13 protein-coding genes are annotated in these 13,559 nt (G+C 52.4%); 11 read left to right on the forward strand and 2 right to left on the reverse strand.

The genetic code is table 11. The features are described 5' to 3' along the window. Position 1: 1 nt before the first annotated feature. The 10 genes from urtE (at position 2) to ACWAU0_RS00460 (ending at position 12,158) form a co-directional block, all read left to right on the forward strand. Complete coding sequence (gene urtE, locus ACWAU0_RS00415) at positions 2-691, forward strand: urea ABC transporter ATP-binding subunit UrtE (RefSeq protein WP_445366519.1); 690 nt, start codon at positions 2-4, stop codon at positions 689-691. Between the two features lie 448 nt (positions 692-1,139). Next, a complete protein-coding gene (locus ACWAU0_RS00420; protein WP_458138019.1) occupies positions 1,140-2,390 on the forward strand; it encodes a putative porin in 1,251 nt (416 codons plus the stop codon). A 26-nt stretch (positions 2,391-2,416) separates the two neighbouring features. Then, entirely contained in the window at positions 2,417-3,715 is a 1,299-nt protein-coding gene (gene urtA / locus ACWAU0_RS00425; protein WP_319962504.1) for an urea ABC transporter substrate-binding protein, read from the forward strand. Between the two features lie 67 nt (positions 3,716-3,782). Continuing rightward, positions 3,783-5,534 (forward strand): urea ABC transporter permease subunit UrtB, encoded by a 1,752-nt coding sequence (gene urtB, locus ACWAU0_RS00430; RefSeq protein ID WP_503428538.1) that lies wholly within the window; start codon positions 3,783-3,785, stop codon positions 5,532-5,534. Positions 5,535-6,684: 1,150 nt separating this feature from the next. Then, positions 6,685-7,809, forward strand: coding sequence for an urea ABC transporter permease subunit UrtC (gene urtC / locus ACWAU0_RS00435; RefSeq protein ID WP_458138020.1), 1,125 nt, complete (start codon positions 6,685-6,687; stop codon positions 7,807-7,809). Next, the gene (gene urtD, locus ACWAU0_RS00440; protein ID WP_458138021.1) at positions 7,806-8,615 is read left to right on the forward strand and encodes an urea ABC transporter ATP-binding protein UrtD; all 810 of its coding nucleotides are present in this window, start codon (positions 7,806-7,808) and stop codon (positions 8,613-8,615) included. Before urtC ends, urtD begins: the two co-directional genes overlap by 4 nt. After that, the gene (locus ACWAU0_RS00445; protein WP_458138022.1) at positions 8,615-9,388 is read left to right on the forward strand and encodes an ABC transporter ATP-binding protein; all 774 of its coding nucleotides are present in this window, start codon (positions 8,615-8,617) and stop codon (positions 9,386-9,388) included. Before urtD ends, ACWAU0_RS00445 begins: the two co-directional genes overlap by 1 nt. Positions 9,389-9,483: 95 nt before the next feature. Continuing rightward, positions 9,484-9,786 carry a hypothetical protein gene (locus ACWAU0_RS00450; RefSeq protein ID WP_458138023.1) on the forward strand — a complete coding sequence of 101 codons (303 nt, stop codon included), beginning with the start codon at positions 9,484-9,486 and terminating at the stop codon, positions 9,784-9,786. A 19-nt stretch (positions 9,787-9,805) separates the two neighbouring features. Next, positions 9,806-10,657, forward strand: coding sequence for an urease accessory protein UreD (locus tag ACWAU0_RS00455; RefSeq protein ID WP_458138024.1), 852 nt, complete (start codon positions 9,806-9,808; stop codon positions 10,655-10,657). Positions 10,658-11,129: 472 nt separating this feature from the next. Next, entirely contained in the window at positions 11,130-12,158 is a 1,029-nt protein-coding gene (locus ACWAU0_RS00460) for a hypothetical protein (RefSeq protein ID WP_458138025.1), read from the forward strand. Positions 12,159-12,618: 460 nt separating this feature from the next. Here ACWAU0_RS00460 and ACWAU0_RS00465 read toward each other — a convergent pair whose 3' ends face one another. Both ACWAU0_RS00465 and ACWAU0_RS00470 read right to left on the reverse strand, forming a co-directional pair. Further along, on the reverse strand, positions 12,619-12,879 hold the full coding sequence (locus ACWAU0_RS00465; RefSeq protein ID WP_458138026.1) for a Txe/YoeB family addiction module toxin: 261 nt from the start codon (positions 12,877-12,879) through the stop codon (positions 12,619-12,621). Beyond that, complete coding sequence (locus ACWAU0_RS00470) at positions 12,876-13,127, reverse strand: type II toxin-antitoxin system Phd/YefM family antitoxin (RefSeq protein WP_071155240.1); 252 nt, start codon at positions 13,125-13,127, stop codon at positions 12,876-12,878. Before ACWAU0_RS00470 ends, ACWAU0_RS00465 begins: the two co-directional genes overlap by 4 nt. 129 nt (positions 13,128-13,256) lie before the next feature. On the opposite strand from ACWAU0_RS00470, the gene ureA reads away from it, so the two are divergent. After that, positions 13,257-13,559: an urease subunit gamma gene (gene ureA / locus ACWAU0_RS00475; protein ID WP_033158912.1), complete on the forward strand. Its 303-nt coding sequence runs from the start codon at positions 13,257-13,259 to the stop codon at positions 13,557-13,559.

A 13,559-nucleotide genomic window follows, 5' to 3' on the forward strand; every position in this document is an offset into this window, starting at 1 on the left:
AATGTTTGAAATTTCGGATCTGCAAGTCAGTTACGGGCAAAGCCAAGTCATACACGGCTTGAGCTTTACCGCAGAAAAAAACGAGACCCTGGCGATCATGGGCCGTAATGGCATGGGCAAAACCACCCTGTTCAAATCCTTGATGGGCATCTTGCCCAGCAAAGCCGCCAAGGCCACCGTCGACGGGGAAAACCTGAACGGCGTGGACACCTATCAACGAGTCGCCAAAGGTTTGGCCTATGTGCCACAAGGTCGGATGATTTTCTCGACCATGACCGTGCAAGAAAATATCGAAACCGGCCTGGAAAGCTCCAAATTTCGGGAAATCCCGGACGACATCTATGCCCTATTTCCCGTGCTGTACGATATGCGCAAACGCAAAGGCGGCAATCTGTCCGGCGGCCAACAGCAACAGTTGGCGATTGCCCGGGCTTTGGTCACCAACCCCAAAGTGCTGCTACTGGATGAGCCCACCGAAGGCATTCAGCCCTCGATTATTAAAGACATAGCAAAAGTGCTGAATGAAATCCGCAAAATGCGCGAAATCACCATCATCGTTTCCGAACAAGTGCTGAGCTTTACCATGGAAGTGGCCGACCGCATCATTGTGATCGACAAAGGTAAATTTATTCATGAAGACAAACGCGGCGACGTCGACGCCGCCAAGATTAAAGGCTATTTATCGGTTTAGTAGCTAAACCCGCGCCGACTTCTCTCCCCAAACGCTCCCATCTGCCCTGATGGTTTTGTGAACACCAAAACTATCAGCGGCCATCCCGGCCTATTTTCTGATTCAAGCCGCTCACGCTGAAACAGAAATCCGCTCTGCTTTGACAAATTCAGGCTCAGCAAAACCGATTTTTTAGGCCCAATCTAGCCGTATCGGCGCCGTTTTCTGACAATTCCACCCACGGTATTTCACACGTAGCCATTCCGCCAAACCTAAGATTAACCATTTTTAATCAATAGCTTAATCAGATTAAAACTCGTTGTAGGCAGCCATACGTCAAATGACTGATGAGTCATCTGACGGATTGTTGAAAATCGCCACAAATTTAACAATCGTCCTCGCTAGATTCTGCCGCATCGCTCGTCCGGGCATGCTTAATCATTTGTGCTTTTAGACTAGGGGACTTTACATGAAAGCTTATATTGAACATCCTGCAAGCTCGCTGAACACGCGACTCTTCCTCAGCTCTGCGATCGCCGCACTGGCCATAGGCTACGCTGCGGAGAGCCAGGCAGGTGCCACGTTTAAAATCGACGACACCAAATGGATCAGCGTCGGTGCGGGTTTACGTTCCAGCTTCCGGGCCCAGGAAAGTGGAGCGGGCGCTAACGGCGACAAATGGAGCAACAACTTCAATCTGGACAACATTCGTTTGTATTTGAATGGTCAAATTCATAAATATCTAAAAGTCGAGTTCAACACCGAATGTCCGATGTGCGGCAGCGGCGGCGAGATACATGTGCTGGACGCGGTGGGTAAATTCGAAATCACCCCTTACGCCAACTTATGGGTAGGCCGGATGCTGGTACCCGCCGAACGCCGGGAGTTGAACGGTCCTTTCTACAGTGCGGTTTACAACATCTTCTCTGCTGGCACCCCTTTCCAACCGTCTGATTACAACCTGACTATCCAAAACAACGGTACTTCAGCCGGCTCTATTGGCCGTGACGACGGTGCCACTTTCTGGGGTGCGGTTCTGGACGGACGACTGCAATATTCTGTCGGTTTCTTCCGTGGTCTAAGAGGCGGCGCCAACGTCGACGACAACATTCTCTATGCGCAACGCGTGGCCTATAACTTTTGGGAAGTTGAGAAAAACCCCGGCTATTACACCTCGGGTACCTACCACGGCAAAGGCGGCGACATCCTGACCGTCGGTGTAGCTAACCAGTATCAAGAAGACGGTGCCGGCACAGCAGCCAACCCCGCCAATTTCCGCGGCACCACCGTAGACTTGTTAATGGAAAAAGTATTACCTGGCGGCGGCGTCGTGACATTTAACGGCGAGTACAAAAACTATGGTCTATCGAATGGTTTTGGCCAGGCCCAACGTGATGCGGTGGCGCCGTTTTCCAATGGCGTTTTTGCGATGTTTGAAGGCAATGCGTACGACGTTAGCGGCATGTATTTATTCCCGCAAAAAGTCGGTATCGGCCAATTCCAGCCTTACCTGCGTTATGTCAACGTCGAACCCAGCACCAGCGCCAGTCGTGAAGTCTACGAAGGCGGCGTCAACTACGTCATCGACGGCCATAATGCGAAAATTTTTGCGTCCTACCAATACGGTGATTTGTTGACCAAGGGCCTCCTGGATTACAGATCAAACGTCACCGGCGAGAACGCCAGCCAAGTTATGGTCGGCTTCCAATGGCAAATCTAAAATACTAATAACAGAGGGCTATCAAGATGAAATTAATGCGTAACACATTCCGTAAACTGGCACTGGGGGCGGCGCTTTCGTCGCTGCTGATCGGCGGCCAGGCAGCCAATGCCGAAGACACCATCAAAGTCGGCGTACTGCACTCGCTATCCGGCACGATGGCCATCAGCGAAACCACGCTGAAAGACACCATGTTGATGTTGATCGACGAGCAAAACAAAAAAGGTGGCCTGCTAGGCAAGAAGCTGGAAGCGGTGGTGGTCGACCCGGCATCCAACTGGCCGCTGTTCGCGGAAAAAGCCCGCGAGCTGATCACCAAGGACAAAGTGGCATCCATCTTCGGTTGCTGGACCTCGGTTTCCCGGAAATCGGTATTGCCGGTGATCGAAGAGTTGAACAGCATCCTGTTCTACCCGGTGCAGTATGAGGGCGAAGAATCGTCTAAAAACGTGTTTTACACCGGCGCGGCGCCTAACCAGCAAGCGATTCCGGCGGTCGATTACCTGATGAACGACCTGAAAGTACAACGTTGGGTGTTGGCCGGTACCGATTACGTCTATCCGCGCACCACCAACAAAATCCTGGAAGCGTATCTGAAATCCAAAGGGGTTAAACCGGCGGACATCATGATCAACTACACCCCATTCGGCCATTCCGATTGGCAAAGTATCGTCGCCGACATCAAAAAATTCGGCTCGGCCGGCAAGAAAACTGCCGTGGTTTCCACCATCAACGGCGACGCCAACATTCCGTTCTATAAAGAACTGGGCAACCAAGGCATTTCCGCCGAAAAAATCCCGGTCATCGCCTTCTCGGTGGGCGAAGAAGAACTCTCGGGCATGGACACCAAACCCTTGGTCGGTCACTTGGCAGCGTGGAACTACTTCATGAGCGTGGATACCACCAAAAATGCGGCCTTTATCCAACAGTGGAAGGACTACATCAAGAATCCTAAGCGCGTCACCAACGACCCGATGGAAGCGCACTACATCGGTTTCAACATGTGGGTGAAAGCAGTCGAGAAAGCCGGCACCACGGATTCCGACGCGGTACAAAAAGCGCTGATTGGCGTCGAGTACCCCAATCTGACCGGCGGCATGTCGAAAATGCTGCCTAACCATCACATCAGCAAACCGGTATTGATCGGCGAAATTCAAGACGACGGCCAATTCGTCACCGTCTGGCAAACCAACAAACTGGTGGATGGCGACGCCTGGTCGGACTTCCTGCCTGACAGCAAACCGATCATCGCCGACTGGACCGCGCCGATCAGCTGCGGCAACTACAACACTAAAACCAAAAAGTGTTCAGGACAGAACTATTAACAGCGGATGTTACCCGCGAGGTTCACGGCAGGATGCCGTGGGCCTCGCCCCCAAAAGAGGACAGACGATGCACACACTCCGTTTCAGAACCCGTTTAAAAACGCCGCCCGGCTCGCGCCCGGCCAACCGTTCCCCCAAGGACAGCTTCTTGAGCATGATGACTACAGCTTCTACTCAAGCCGGAATTAGAGCCGGCGGTGTTTTTAAACGGCTTCTAAAACTTGCCGGCTATTTGCTGGCGATGATATTCCTGGCCGCGCAACCCGCCATGGCCCAAGACGCCGACAGTGCCTTGGAGCAACTGCGCACCGGCAGCATGGCCGAGCGCGAACAAGCCATCGCAACCCTGGGCAGCGACAGCAATAACCTGAAACTACTGCAAGCCCTGCAAGACGGTAAACTGTTCGACTTCAAAGCCGAAGGCAAACTGGTCCTTGCCCAGGAAAGCACTGCCGGTTATCAACTCAGTGATCCGCTAAGCGGCGCGGCATTGGCAGAAGTCGAACGCGGCGCGGTAGGCAAAATCAATTTAAACAACAAACTGCGTGGCCTGCTGCGCAAAACCATCGCCCAATTGCAATTAAACGATACCGACCCGGTGCTGCGCCTGATCGCGGTACAAGCATTGGCCAATGATATAGACGACAAAGCGGTAATTTTGCTGCGCGATCATCTGGCAACCGAAACCGACGCCGAGATCAAAACCGCCATCAACAAGATGCTGCTATTGCAGGACATCAACAGCCCGGAAAAAGACCAACGCATCGCCGCTATCGGCGCGTTAAAAGATTTGGACAGCCAGGACGTGGTCAACAAGTTGCAAGCCATTATCGATAAGGATGCCGACGGCAATTTCCTGGAAGCCGACAGCGACGTGCGCAATCTGGCCGAAGCGGCCCTAATCAAAATCCGCGAACGCATGCAAGCCTACGCCGCCGCCGAAACCGTGTTCTTTGGCTTGAGCTTGGGTGCGGTGCTGGTGTTGTCCGCGATTGGTTTGGCGATTACCTTTGGCGTGATGGGCGTCATCAACATGGCCCACGGCGAGCTGATGATGCTGGGCGCTTACACCACTTACGTGATGCAACAAATCATGCCCAACAACCTGGGCACCGCCTTGATTCTATCGATACCGATGGCTTTCTTGGTTGCCGCCTTGGTCGGTATCGCCATCGAGCGCGGCATCATCCGCTTCCTGTACGGCCGGCCGTTGGAGACTTTGTTGGCGACTTTTGGTGTGAGTTTATTCCTGCAACAAGCCGTGCGCTCGATCTTCTCGCCGCTGAACCGCAGCGTCGCCACGCCGGATTGGATGAGCGGCTCCTGGCAAATCAACGACTTCCTGTCGCTGACCTGGAATCGTTTTTACATCCTGATCTTCTGCCTGCTGGTGTTTACCGCGCTGTTGCAAATTTTGAAACGCACCAAGCTTGGCCTGGAAGTCCGTGCCGTCGCGCAAAATCGTGGCATGGCAAGAGCGATGGGCATCCCGACTTCGCGAGTCGACGCCATGACCTTCGGTTTGGGCTCCGGCATCGCCGGTGTGGCCGGCGTGGCCTTGAGCCAGATCACCAATGTTGGGCCTAACTTGGGCCAAGCCTATATTGTGGATTCGTTCATGGTGGTGGTGTTCGGCGGGGTCGGAAATTTGTTCGGCACCTTGGTCGCTGGGTTTTCGTTAGGGATTGCGAATAAGGTGTTGGAGCCTTATGCCGGGGCGGTGTTGGCGAAGATTCTGGTGTTGGTGTTCATTATTTTGTTTATTCAGAAGAAGCCGCGGGGGTTGTTTCCGCAGAAAGGAAGGGCAGCGGAATCTTGATTTTTGTGTCACTGCCGACCGGGTTTGCTGGTTCCCATGCGCTGCGTGGGAACCCAAACCTGCCGCGCTGCGGCGATTGGGGCTTGGATTTGGTTGGTGTCGCTAACGCGACGGTGGTTTTTGAAGTCGGGTCTCGGCCCGACAGCCGAGATACTTTCTTTTGCTTGGCCAAAAGAAAGTATCCAAAGAAAAGGCCACCCCGCCGCCGCTTGCTTCCTGCGCTCCTCGGGTTTGAACGGGGTTGCCTGAAGGGGCTTCCCAGCCCCTGCATGCAACGCGCCGCATCCATGCGACGCCCCTATCGGGCTATTCCGTTCAAACCCTCCGGTGCTCGGCGCGGCAGAGGGGGACAAAAACGTCCCACCGTTACCGTCTGACGGAAATGGCAGGTTTGTACACTTACTGAAAATAAAGATTGTCATTTTGTTTAACCCATAAATGTATGGATAGCTTTCAACAATTCAGTAATTGCATGAATAACTGGTGGAGCCACTATTAACAATTTAAGTATGAAGTTTTTTGACATGATCAAATTCCTACAATTTTTCAAAGAATCCGTTGGCAGTTTGCGAGGCTAGGCGTTAACAAGCAATTTATCTCAGCGACCTCTCATGCGGGATTAAAGCCGTTTAATACCGATACAAAGAATGCTTTTAATTATCACGACAGCGTATGTGAAGAGCTTCGCATTGAATTTGTAAAAATTATGAAGGCAGTGACTAATACAAAACAGGCTGGAAATGTTTCCACCCTTGACTTTTTTACGTTTTATCTTTTCGGTAGTCGTAGGGTGGGCACGATTGAGTGCCCACGCGGAACCAACCGCCAACGGTGGGCAAAGTTGCCCACCCTACGCTATTTCTGGAGGCTGATGGTTTCAACCCCGTATGCCGCGCCGAGCACCGGAGTTTTTATCGAGAATTGCCCGAAGGGGTGCGGCATGGATGCCGCACGTCGGCGGAGGGGCTGGGAAGCCCCTTCTGCCGACCCTCGATAAAAACTTCGGCGCGCAGGATATAAGCGGCATCCGGGTGTCGTTTCTTTTGGATACTTTTCTTTGGACAAGCAAAGAAAAGTATCGCGGTCGCCGGTCCGCGAACCGGCATTAAAAAAACCGTCGCGATAGCGACACACTAAAACGGAAGACGGTATGAAACTAATCAACCTAAGCCAAGACAAAACCTACACCACCGTCCTAACCGCGTTAGCATCGGTAACCCTATTAATCCCCCTCTGCAACCTAATCTTCGCCGAAGACTCGGCCCTGCACTTTTCGGCCTACTCAGTCTCGCTAATCGGCAAATACCTAACCTTCGCCCTGCTCGGCTTATCGCTCGATATGGTCTGGGGCTACGCCGGGATTCTGGTCCTCGGCCAAGGCGCCTTCTTCGCCTTGGGTGGCTATGCAATGGGCATGTATCTGATGCGGCAGATCGGCACGCGAGGCGTGTACGGCAACGCTGAATTGCCCGATTTTATGGTGTTCCTGAACTGGACCGAGCTACCCTGGTACTGGTACGGCTTCGAGAACTTCGGTTTCGCGATCTTGATGGTATTCGTCGCGCCCGGCTTGCTGGCCTTCGTGTTCGGCTGGCTGGCGTTTCGCTCGCGGGTGACCGGCGTTTATTTGTCCATCATCACCCAGGCTTTGACCTACGCCTTGTTGCTGGCCTTCTTCCGCAACGAAATGGGCTTCGGCGGCAATAACGGCCTCACTGATTTCAAAGACATCCTCGGCTTTAACATTCAATCCGAGGCGGTCCGCTCCGTCTTATTACTGATGACCGGCCTCAGCCTGATCAGCGCCCTGCTACTGTGCCGCTGGATCGTCAACAGCAAACTGGGCCGGGTAGTCACGGCGGTTCGCGATCAGGAATCACGGGTACGCTTCCTGGGTTACCGGGTGGAACTGTTCAAACTCTGGGTGTTCGTGTTCGCGGCGATGCTTGCCGGCTTGGCCGGTGCGCTTTACGTGCCGCAGGTCGGCATCATCAACCCCAGCGAATTCTCGCCGCTCAATTCGTTGGAAATCGTCATCTGGGTCGCGGTCGGCGGACGCGGCACTTTGTACGGTGCCATCATCGGCGCGGTGCTGGTCAATTACGCCAAAACCGTGTTGACCGGCCTGATGCCGGACGCCTGGCTGTTCTGCCTGGGCGGCGCCTTCATTCTGGTGACCTTGTTAATGCCCGACGGCATCGTCGGCCTGCTGCGCCGCCGCGCCAAACCTAAACCCGAATCCACCCTTAACGCTACCGGAGGACAACCGGCATGATGATCTCGGCTGCAACAACCACCGAAGGCGGCGCCAGCCTGCCCTTGGACGGCGAGGTCGACGCCCGCCACGGCCCGATTCTGTACATGGAAGACGTCAGCGTCAGCTTTGACGGCTTCCGCGCGCTGAACCATTTGTCGTTGTACATCGACGACGGCGAACTACGTTGCCTGATCGGCCCCAACGGCGCCGGCAAGACCACGCTGATGGACGTCATCACCGGCAAAACCAAGCCAGACAGCGGCTCGGTGTTTTTCGGCCAGACCATCGATTTGCTGGAATTGGACGAACCGGCCATCGCCCAGGCCGGTATTTGTCGGAAGTTTCAAAAGCCCAGCGTGTTCGACGCCTTGACCGTGTTCGAAAACCTGGAACTAGCTTTAAAAACCGACAAGCGCACCTGGCCAACCTTGTTTCATAAACTCAACGGCGAGCAGCGCGACCGCATTGAGGACGTATTGCAAACCATCGCCTTGCCCGCCCAACAGCGGCAACTGGCCGGCGCCCTGTCGCACGGCCAAAAGCAATGGTTGGAAATCGGCATGCTGCTGATGCAAGACCCGAAAGTGATGCTGGTCGACGAACCCATCGCCGGCATGACCCATCAGGAAGTGGAACGCACCGCCGAACTATTGCTGTCCCTGCAAGGCAAACATTCCATCGTTGTCGTCGAGCACGACATGGAATTCGTCCGCAGCATTGCCCGTAAAGTCACGGTGCTGCATGAAGGCTCGGTACTCACCGAAGGCACCATGGACGAAGTCCAAAACGATACTCGCGTGATTCAAGTTTACTTGGGGGGATAATGTTAACTATCAGCGCACTGCAACAATATTACGGCGCCAGCCACACCTTATGGGACCTGGACTTAAGCGTACCGGCAGGTGCTTGCGTCTGCCTGATGGGCCGCAACGGCGTCGGCAAAACCACGCTACTGAAAGCCATCATGGGCCTACTGCCGGTGGCCGACGGCAGCATCCAATTCGACGGCGTAGAACTGGCCAAAGCCAAAGCCGAATCCCGCGCCGAACTGGGCATAGGTTACGTGCCGCAGGGCCGGGAAATCTTTCCACTTTTAACCGTGGAAGAAAACCTGAAAACCGGCCTGCGCGCCGCCCACAAACACGGCATTAAAAAAGTCCCAGACAGCATTTTCGAGATTTTTCCGGTGTTAAAACAAATGCTGAAACGCCGCGGCGGCGATCTATCCGGCGGCCAGCAGCAGCAATTGGCGATTGGCCGCGCCTTGGTGCTGAATCCGCGCTTGCTGATTTTGGACGAACCGACCGAAGGCATCCAGCCCAACATCGTCAGCGAAATCGGCGACGTAATTATCCGCTTAAATAAATCGCGCGGTGTGCCCACGCCAAGCCCCAAACCGGAAACCGGCGAGATTCACCAAGCCATCGACCGTATCCATAAAGAACTGGGCGTGACGGTGTTGCTGGTCGAACAAAAACTGCCGTTTGCTCGCAAGGTGGCCAATCAGTTTTGCATCATGGACCGGGGTAGGCATGTGGCGGTGGGGGCGATGAATGAATTGGCGGATGATATGGTGAAGCGATATTTGACGGTTTAGCAAGCCCGCAACGCATCACGAGGGCAGAATCGCAAATCGACAAGACGGGCATCGCCCATCATTCAAATTCACAGCAGGATGACGGAGATATAATCATGAAATCCGAACAATATTGGCTGGCTGTCGGGGCGTTGTTATTGGTTTGGTCAATGCGTAGCGAGGCGCATACGAGTTACGAAGCCATGATGGAAGGCGGCAACCTGATGCAATTGACCCACGCCGCCCTGCATCCCTTTTTCGAAATCCCCGATTTACCCGCTTTGCTGATCGGCGGATTAATTTTGGGATTTGTATTTGGTCCAGTTATATTGCACCTCACCCGGCAACGGCACGCCCAAAAATCTGAGCAAGTGCACTTGTCGGAGAAACCGGCGATCGTGCCAAAAACCAAAAACTGATAACCCCACCGCACAATCTATGTCCACATACTTGGCCCCTTCGGCCATTCCCCAGGCCACCAGTGACTTAGCGGCATGGGAGGCCGAGTTAAGACTGGGCTTTAGCCAACGCGGCGACAAAACTGTCTTGGCTAGAAGCGAGCATCGTGGACCCTTGACCGTGCAACGCCCCTTCTACCCGGAAGGCGGCGTCTGCCATGTGTACCTGCTGCATCCACCCGGCGGCGTCGTGGCCGGCGATCAATTAAGCATTGACGCCGATGTCGAAGCCGACGCCCAAGCCCTGATCACCACCCCCGCTGCCGGCAAGTTTTATCGTAGCGGCGGCGGCGAAGCGCGGCAAACCGTCAACCTAAAAGTTGCTGAAAACGCCAGCCTGGAATGGCTGCCGCAAGAAACCATCGTTTACGAAGGTGCGCGAATAAATTCCAGCATGAATATCGATCTGGCCGAACAGGCCCACTTCATCGGCTGGGAAATATTGGCCTTGGGCCGCCCAGCCGCCGGCGAAGGCTTTGAGAATGGCTCTGCGACATTGAACTGGCGTATCAGCCGCGCCGGGCACTTGCTTTACCTGGAACGCTTGCGGCTGGATGCTGCGGCGTTTCAAGCCCGCTGGGGTTTGTTCGGGCACTCGGCCTGCGGGACGCTGTTTGTTTATCCGGCTACGCCTTTGCAATTGGCGGCGGTGCAGGAAATGATTGGCGATGAGGCTAATCGCGGGGTGACTTTGATAGAGGGTTTGTTGATTTGTCGGGGGTTAGATCTTAGGGCGGATTTGTTGAAGGGGTTTTTTGAGAGGGTTTGGGGATTGGTGCGGGGGGAGGTTGTTGGGAAAGAGGTTTGTGCGCCGAGGATTTGGGCGACATGAGGTTTTGAATTTGCTCGGGGTTTAGCTCCCTCGCCCTCCGGGAGAGGGTTGGGGTGAGGGGGATTTGGTGTCGCTAGCGCGACGGATTTTATTTGAAGTCGGGTCTCGGCCCGACAGCCGAGATACTTTCTTTTGCGTGGCCAAAAGAAAGTATCCAAAGAAAAGGCCACCCCATGCCGCTTGTATCCTGCGCGCCGAAGGGTTTGAACGGGGTTTTCGGAAGGGCTATCCATAGCCCTCCGAAAACGAGCGGCATCCTTGCCGCTCCCCTGCGGGCTGATCCGTCCAAACCCTCCGGTGCTCGGCGCGACATAGGGAATTAACCCCGTCGCGCGAAGAAAAGTTATTGGATAAATTTGTATTTTGGGTTTCAAATTCTATTGTAGGATGCTGCCGACGATAGGAGGCGCATCTGTCGCGAACGATATACTTCAATCCATGAGCATATACTTTGAGCTGTATAAATAACAATATGAAATATATCCCCGAAATCCATTCTTTTTTAAATTCAAAAAATAGCGACAGACGTACTTTAGAATATATAGAAAGCATGAATAATTCTATTGGTATAGTATCCAGCCAATCCGGAGAAAACGAGAAAAATAACCAAATAATAAGCAGAAAACTTCAGCTTTGTGAAAACTCTAACTCTGATCGAAATCAATATCTTCAGCATGCATGCGAGTTATCAGTAGCAGCCTATTTCTGTCGATTAGATGGTGTAGCCTTTTCATATGAGTACCCAGGTATAAAAAACAAAAAGGACGTAGATGTTTCAATTGTTCACAATGGCACCAGATATAATATAGAAGTGAAGTGTCCAAACCCAAAGCAAGGCAACGGTTTTGTCTCAACCGAAAAGAGCCTCTCACTAAGGACTCACGGAAGATTTTCGCAGATAGAAAAAATTAATAAGGACTTTGAAAAATTAGCAAAGATTACTGGCTTTTCTAACTTTTCACTCATTAAGAATTCAGATCAAAATATTAAAGAAGCATTGCTTGATAGCGCCAGAAAGTTTAAGGCTTTAGATTCTAAAGACGACATAAACTGTGTCGTAATTTGCGGAGATGATGGAGATAGCTTACAGCATTATTGGCATACCCTATATGGCTCCCAAGGTTTATTTACTGAAGAATCGTTTTATCCAAACACTAAGGACTATTCAAACGTTGATGCGGTTGTTCTTACAAATATAAGGCATAGACATGATAATTTTTTTACTAATAATTATATAAGTGACCCTTGGAAATTTGAACTAGCATTTAATATTGTATTGGAAAATATTTTGTCTTTTGATTCGCGCCCAAAGCAACTCAATGATTTAGCCAATTTAATTGTTCATTATACAAAAGAATTGAACGCACATGAAGTTCCAGGTGATGTAGAAGGATATATCAAAGAAGATATTAAGGTTGAATATTTCATCAATCATGAGATGAACAAAATAGATCCTTCTTGTTTTGGTAGCCTAAAATCCTGCGTAGATCCGATTTGCTAAGCGTAATCGGACGAATGGAAATTTAAATTATTTAAAATTTGAAAATCATCAGAAGAGAAATAATTTTTGGCAGGAATTTGTAAGTTGATTGAAATGCTGAACATGCGTCCGATTACGCTTCGCTAATCGGACCTACTGAGTTTTATTTTTAAACTTTTAATTCCGGGATTGTTTTTCTCCCCTGATGCCGCGCCGAGCACCGGAGGGTTTGAACGGAATAGCCCGCAGGGGCGATGCAGGGATGCATCGCGTTTTCGGAGGGCTAGGGATAGCCCTTCCGAAAACCCCGTTCAAACCCGACGGCGCGCAGGATCAAAGCGGCATGGGGTGGCCTTTTCTTTGGATACTTTCTTTTGGCCACGCAAAAGAAAGTATCTCGGTTGTCGGTCCGCGAACCGACATTAAAACCAACCGTCGCGGCAGCGACACAAAATGAACAACCTGCGACAAAACCTAAAGGTCAATACTCATAGTGAAACCGCACCTGCGCAATCAACAAACTATCGCCGGTAACCTTATAAACGATCCGATGCTCGTCGTTTATCCGCCGCGACCAATACCCGGACAAACCGTGTTTCAGAGGTTCCGGTTTGCCGATGCCCTCGAACGGCTGGCGCTGGATTTCCTTGATCAATTGGTTGATGCGTTTAAGAATGGCCTTGTCGGTGGTTTGCCAGTACAGATAGCTATCCCAGGCGTCGGCGGAAAAAGTGATTTTCACTCGATTAATTCGCGCTCCGTGCCTTGGCCGGATTCCAGCTCGGCGATGGATTCCAGCAAGCGGCGGGCGTTGGCTGGCGAGCGTAATAAATAGGCGGTTTCCTCCATGGCTTGGTAGTCTTCCAGAGACAGCATCACCACAGGGGACTCGCTTTTTCGGGTGATGATGATGGGGGCATGGTCGGCGCAAACCTTGTCCATGGTTTTTGCTAAATTGGCGCGAGCGGCGCTGTAACTGATGGCGTCCATGGATGCTCCTATTGTACGAAAAAGTGTACGATAGCTTAACGCCGACGGTTGGCGACTGCAAATTGGAAAAACGCGTGGGTACGATAAAGCTCGCCCACCCTACGAAAACGTCACATTAAAGAAACGACTATGCAATTAACCCCAAGAGAAAAAGACAAACTCCTCCTCTTCACTGCCGCCCTCCTCGCCGAGCGCCGCAAAGCCAGAGGCTTGAAACTCAACTACCCGGAAGCCGTGGCCTATATCTCCGCAGCGATCATGGAAGGCGCCCGCGACGGCCAGACCGTGGCCGAGTTGATGGCTTATGGTCGAACGTTATTAAGCATCGACGATGTGATGGACGGCATCGCCGAGATTTTGACCGAGGTGCAGGTGGAGGCGACCTTCCCGGATGGCACCAAATTAGTCACCGTACACGACCCCATCGTATAG

It is taken from the genome of Methylomonas sp. Uni0009, from assembly GCF_054188105.3.

Coding starts and splice junctions, on each gene's coding strand:
- urtE (WP_445366519.1), top strand. CDS start 2: ATGTTTGAAATTTCGGATCTGCAAGTCAGTTACGGGCAAAGCCAAGTC.
- ACWAU0_RS00420 (WP_458138019.1), top strand. CDS start 1,140: ATGAAAGCTTATATTGAACATCCTGCAAGCTCGCTGAACACGCGACTC.
- urtA (WP_319962504.1), top strand. CDS start 2,417: ATGAAATTAATGCGTAACACATTCCGTAAACTGGCACTGGGGGCGGCG.
- urtB (WP_503428538.1), top strand. CDS start 3,783: ATGCACACACTCCGTTTCAGAACCCGTTTAAAAACGCCGCCCGGCTCG.
- urtC (WP_458138020.1), top strand. CDS start 6,685: ATGAAACTAATCAACCTAAGCCAAGACAAAACCTACACCACCGTCCTA.
- urtD (WP_458138021.1), top strand. CDS start 7,806: ATGATGATCTCGGCTGCAACAACCACCGAAGGCGGCGCCAGCCTGCCC.
- ACWAU0_RS00445 (WP_458138022.1), top strand. CDS start 8,615: ATGTTAACTATCAGCGCACTGCAACAATATTACGGCGCCAGCCACACC.
- ACWAU0_RS00450 (WP_458138023.1), top strand. CDS start 9,484: ATGAAATCCGAACAATATTGGCTGGCTGTCGGGGCGTTGTTATTGGTT.
- ACWAU0_RS00455 (WP_458138024.1), top strand. CDS start 9,806: ATGTCCACATACTTGGCCCCTTCGGCCATTCCCCAGGCCACCAGTGAC.
- ACWAU0_RS00460 (WP_458138025.1), top strand. CDS start 11,130: ATGAAATATATCCCCGAAATCCATTCTTTTTTAAATTCAAAAAATAGC.
- ACWAU0_RS00470 (WP_071155240.1), bottom strand. CDS start 13,127: ATGGACGCCATCAGTTACAGCGCCGCTCGCGCCAATTTAGCAAAAACC.
- ureA (WP_033158912.1), top strand. CDS start 13,257: ATGCAATTAACCCCAAGAGAAAAAGACAAACTCCTCCTCTTCACTGCC.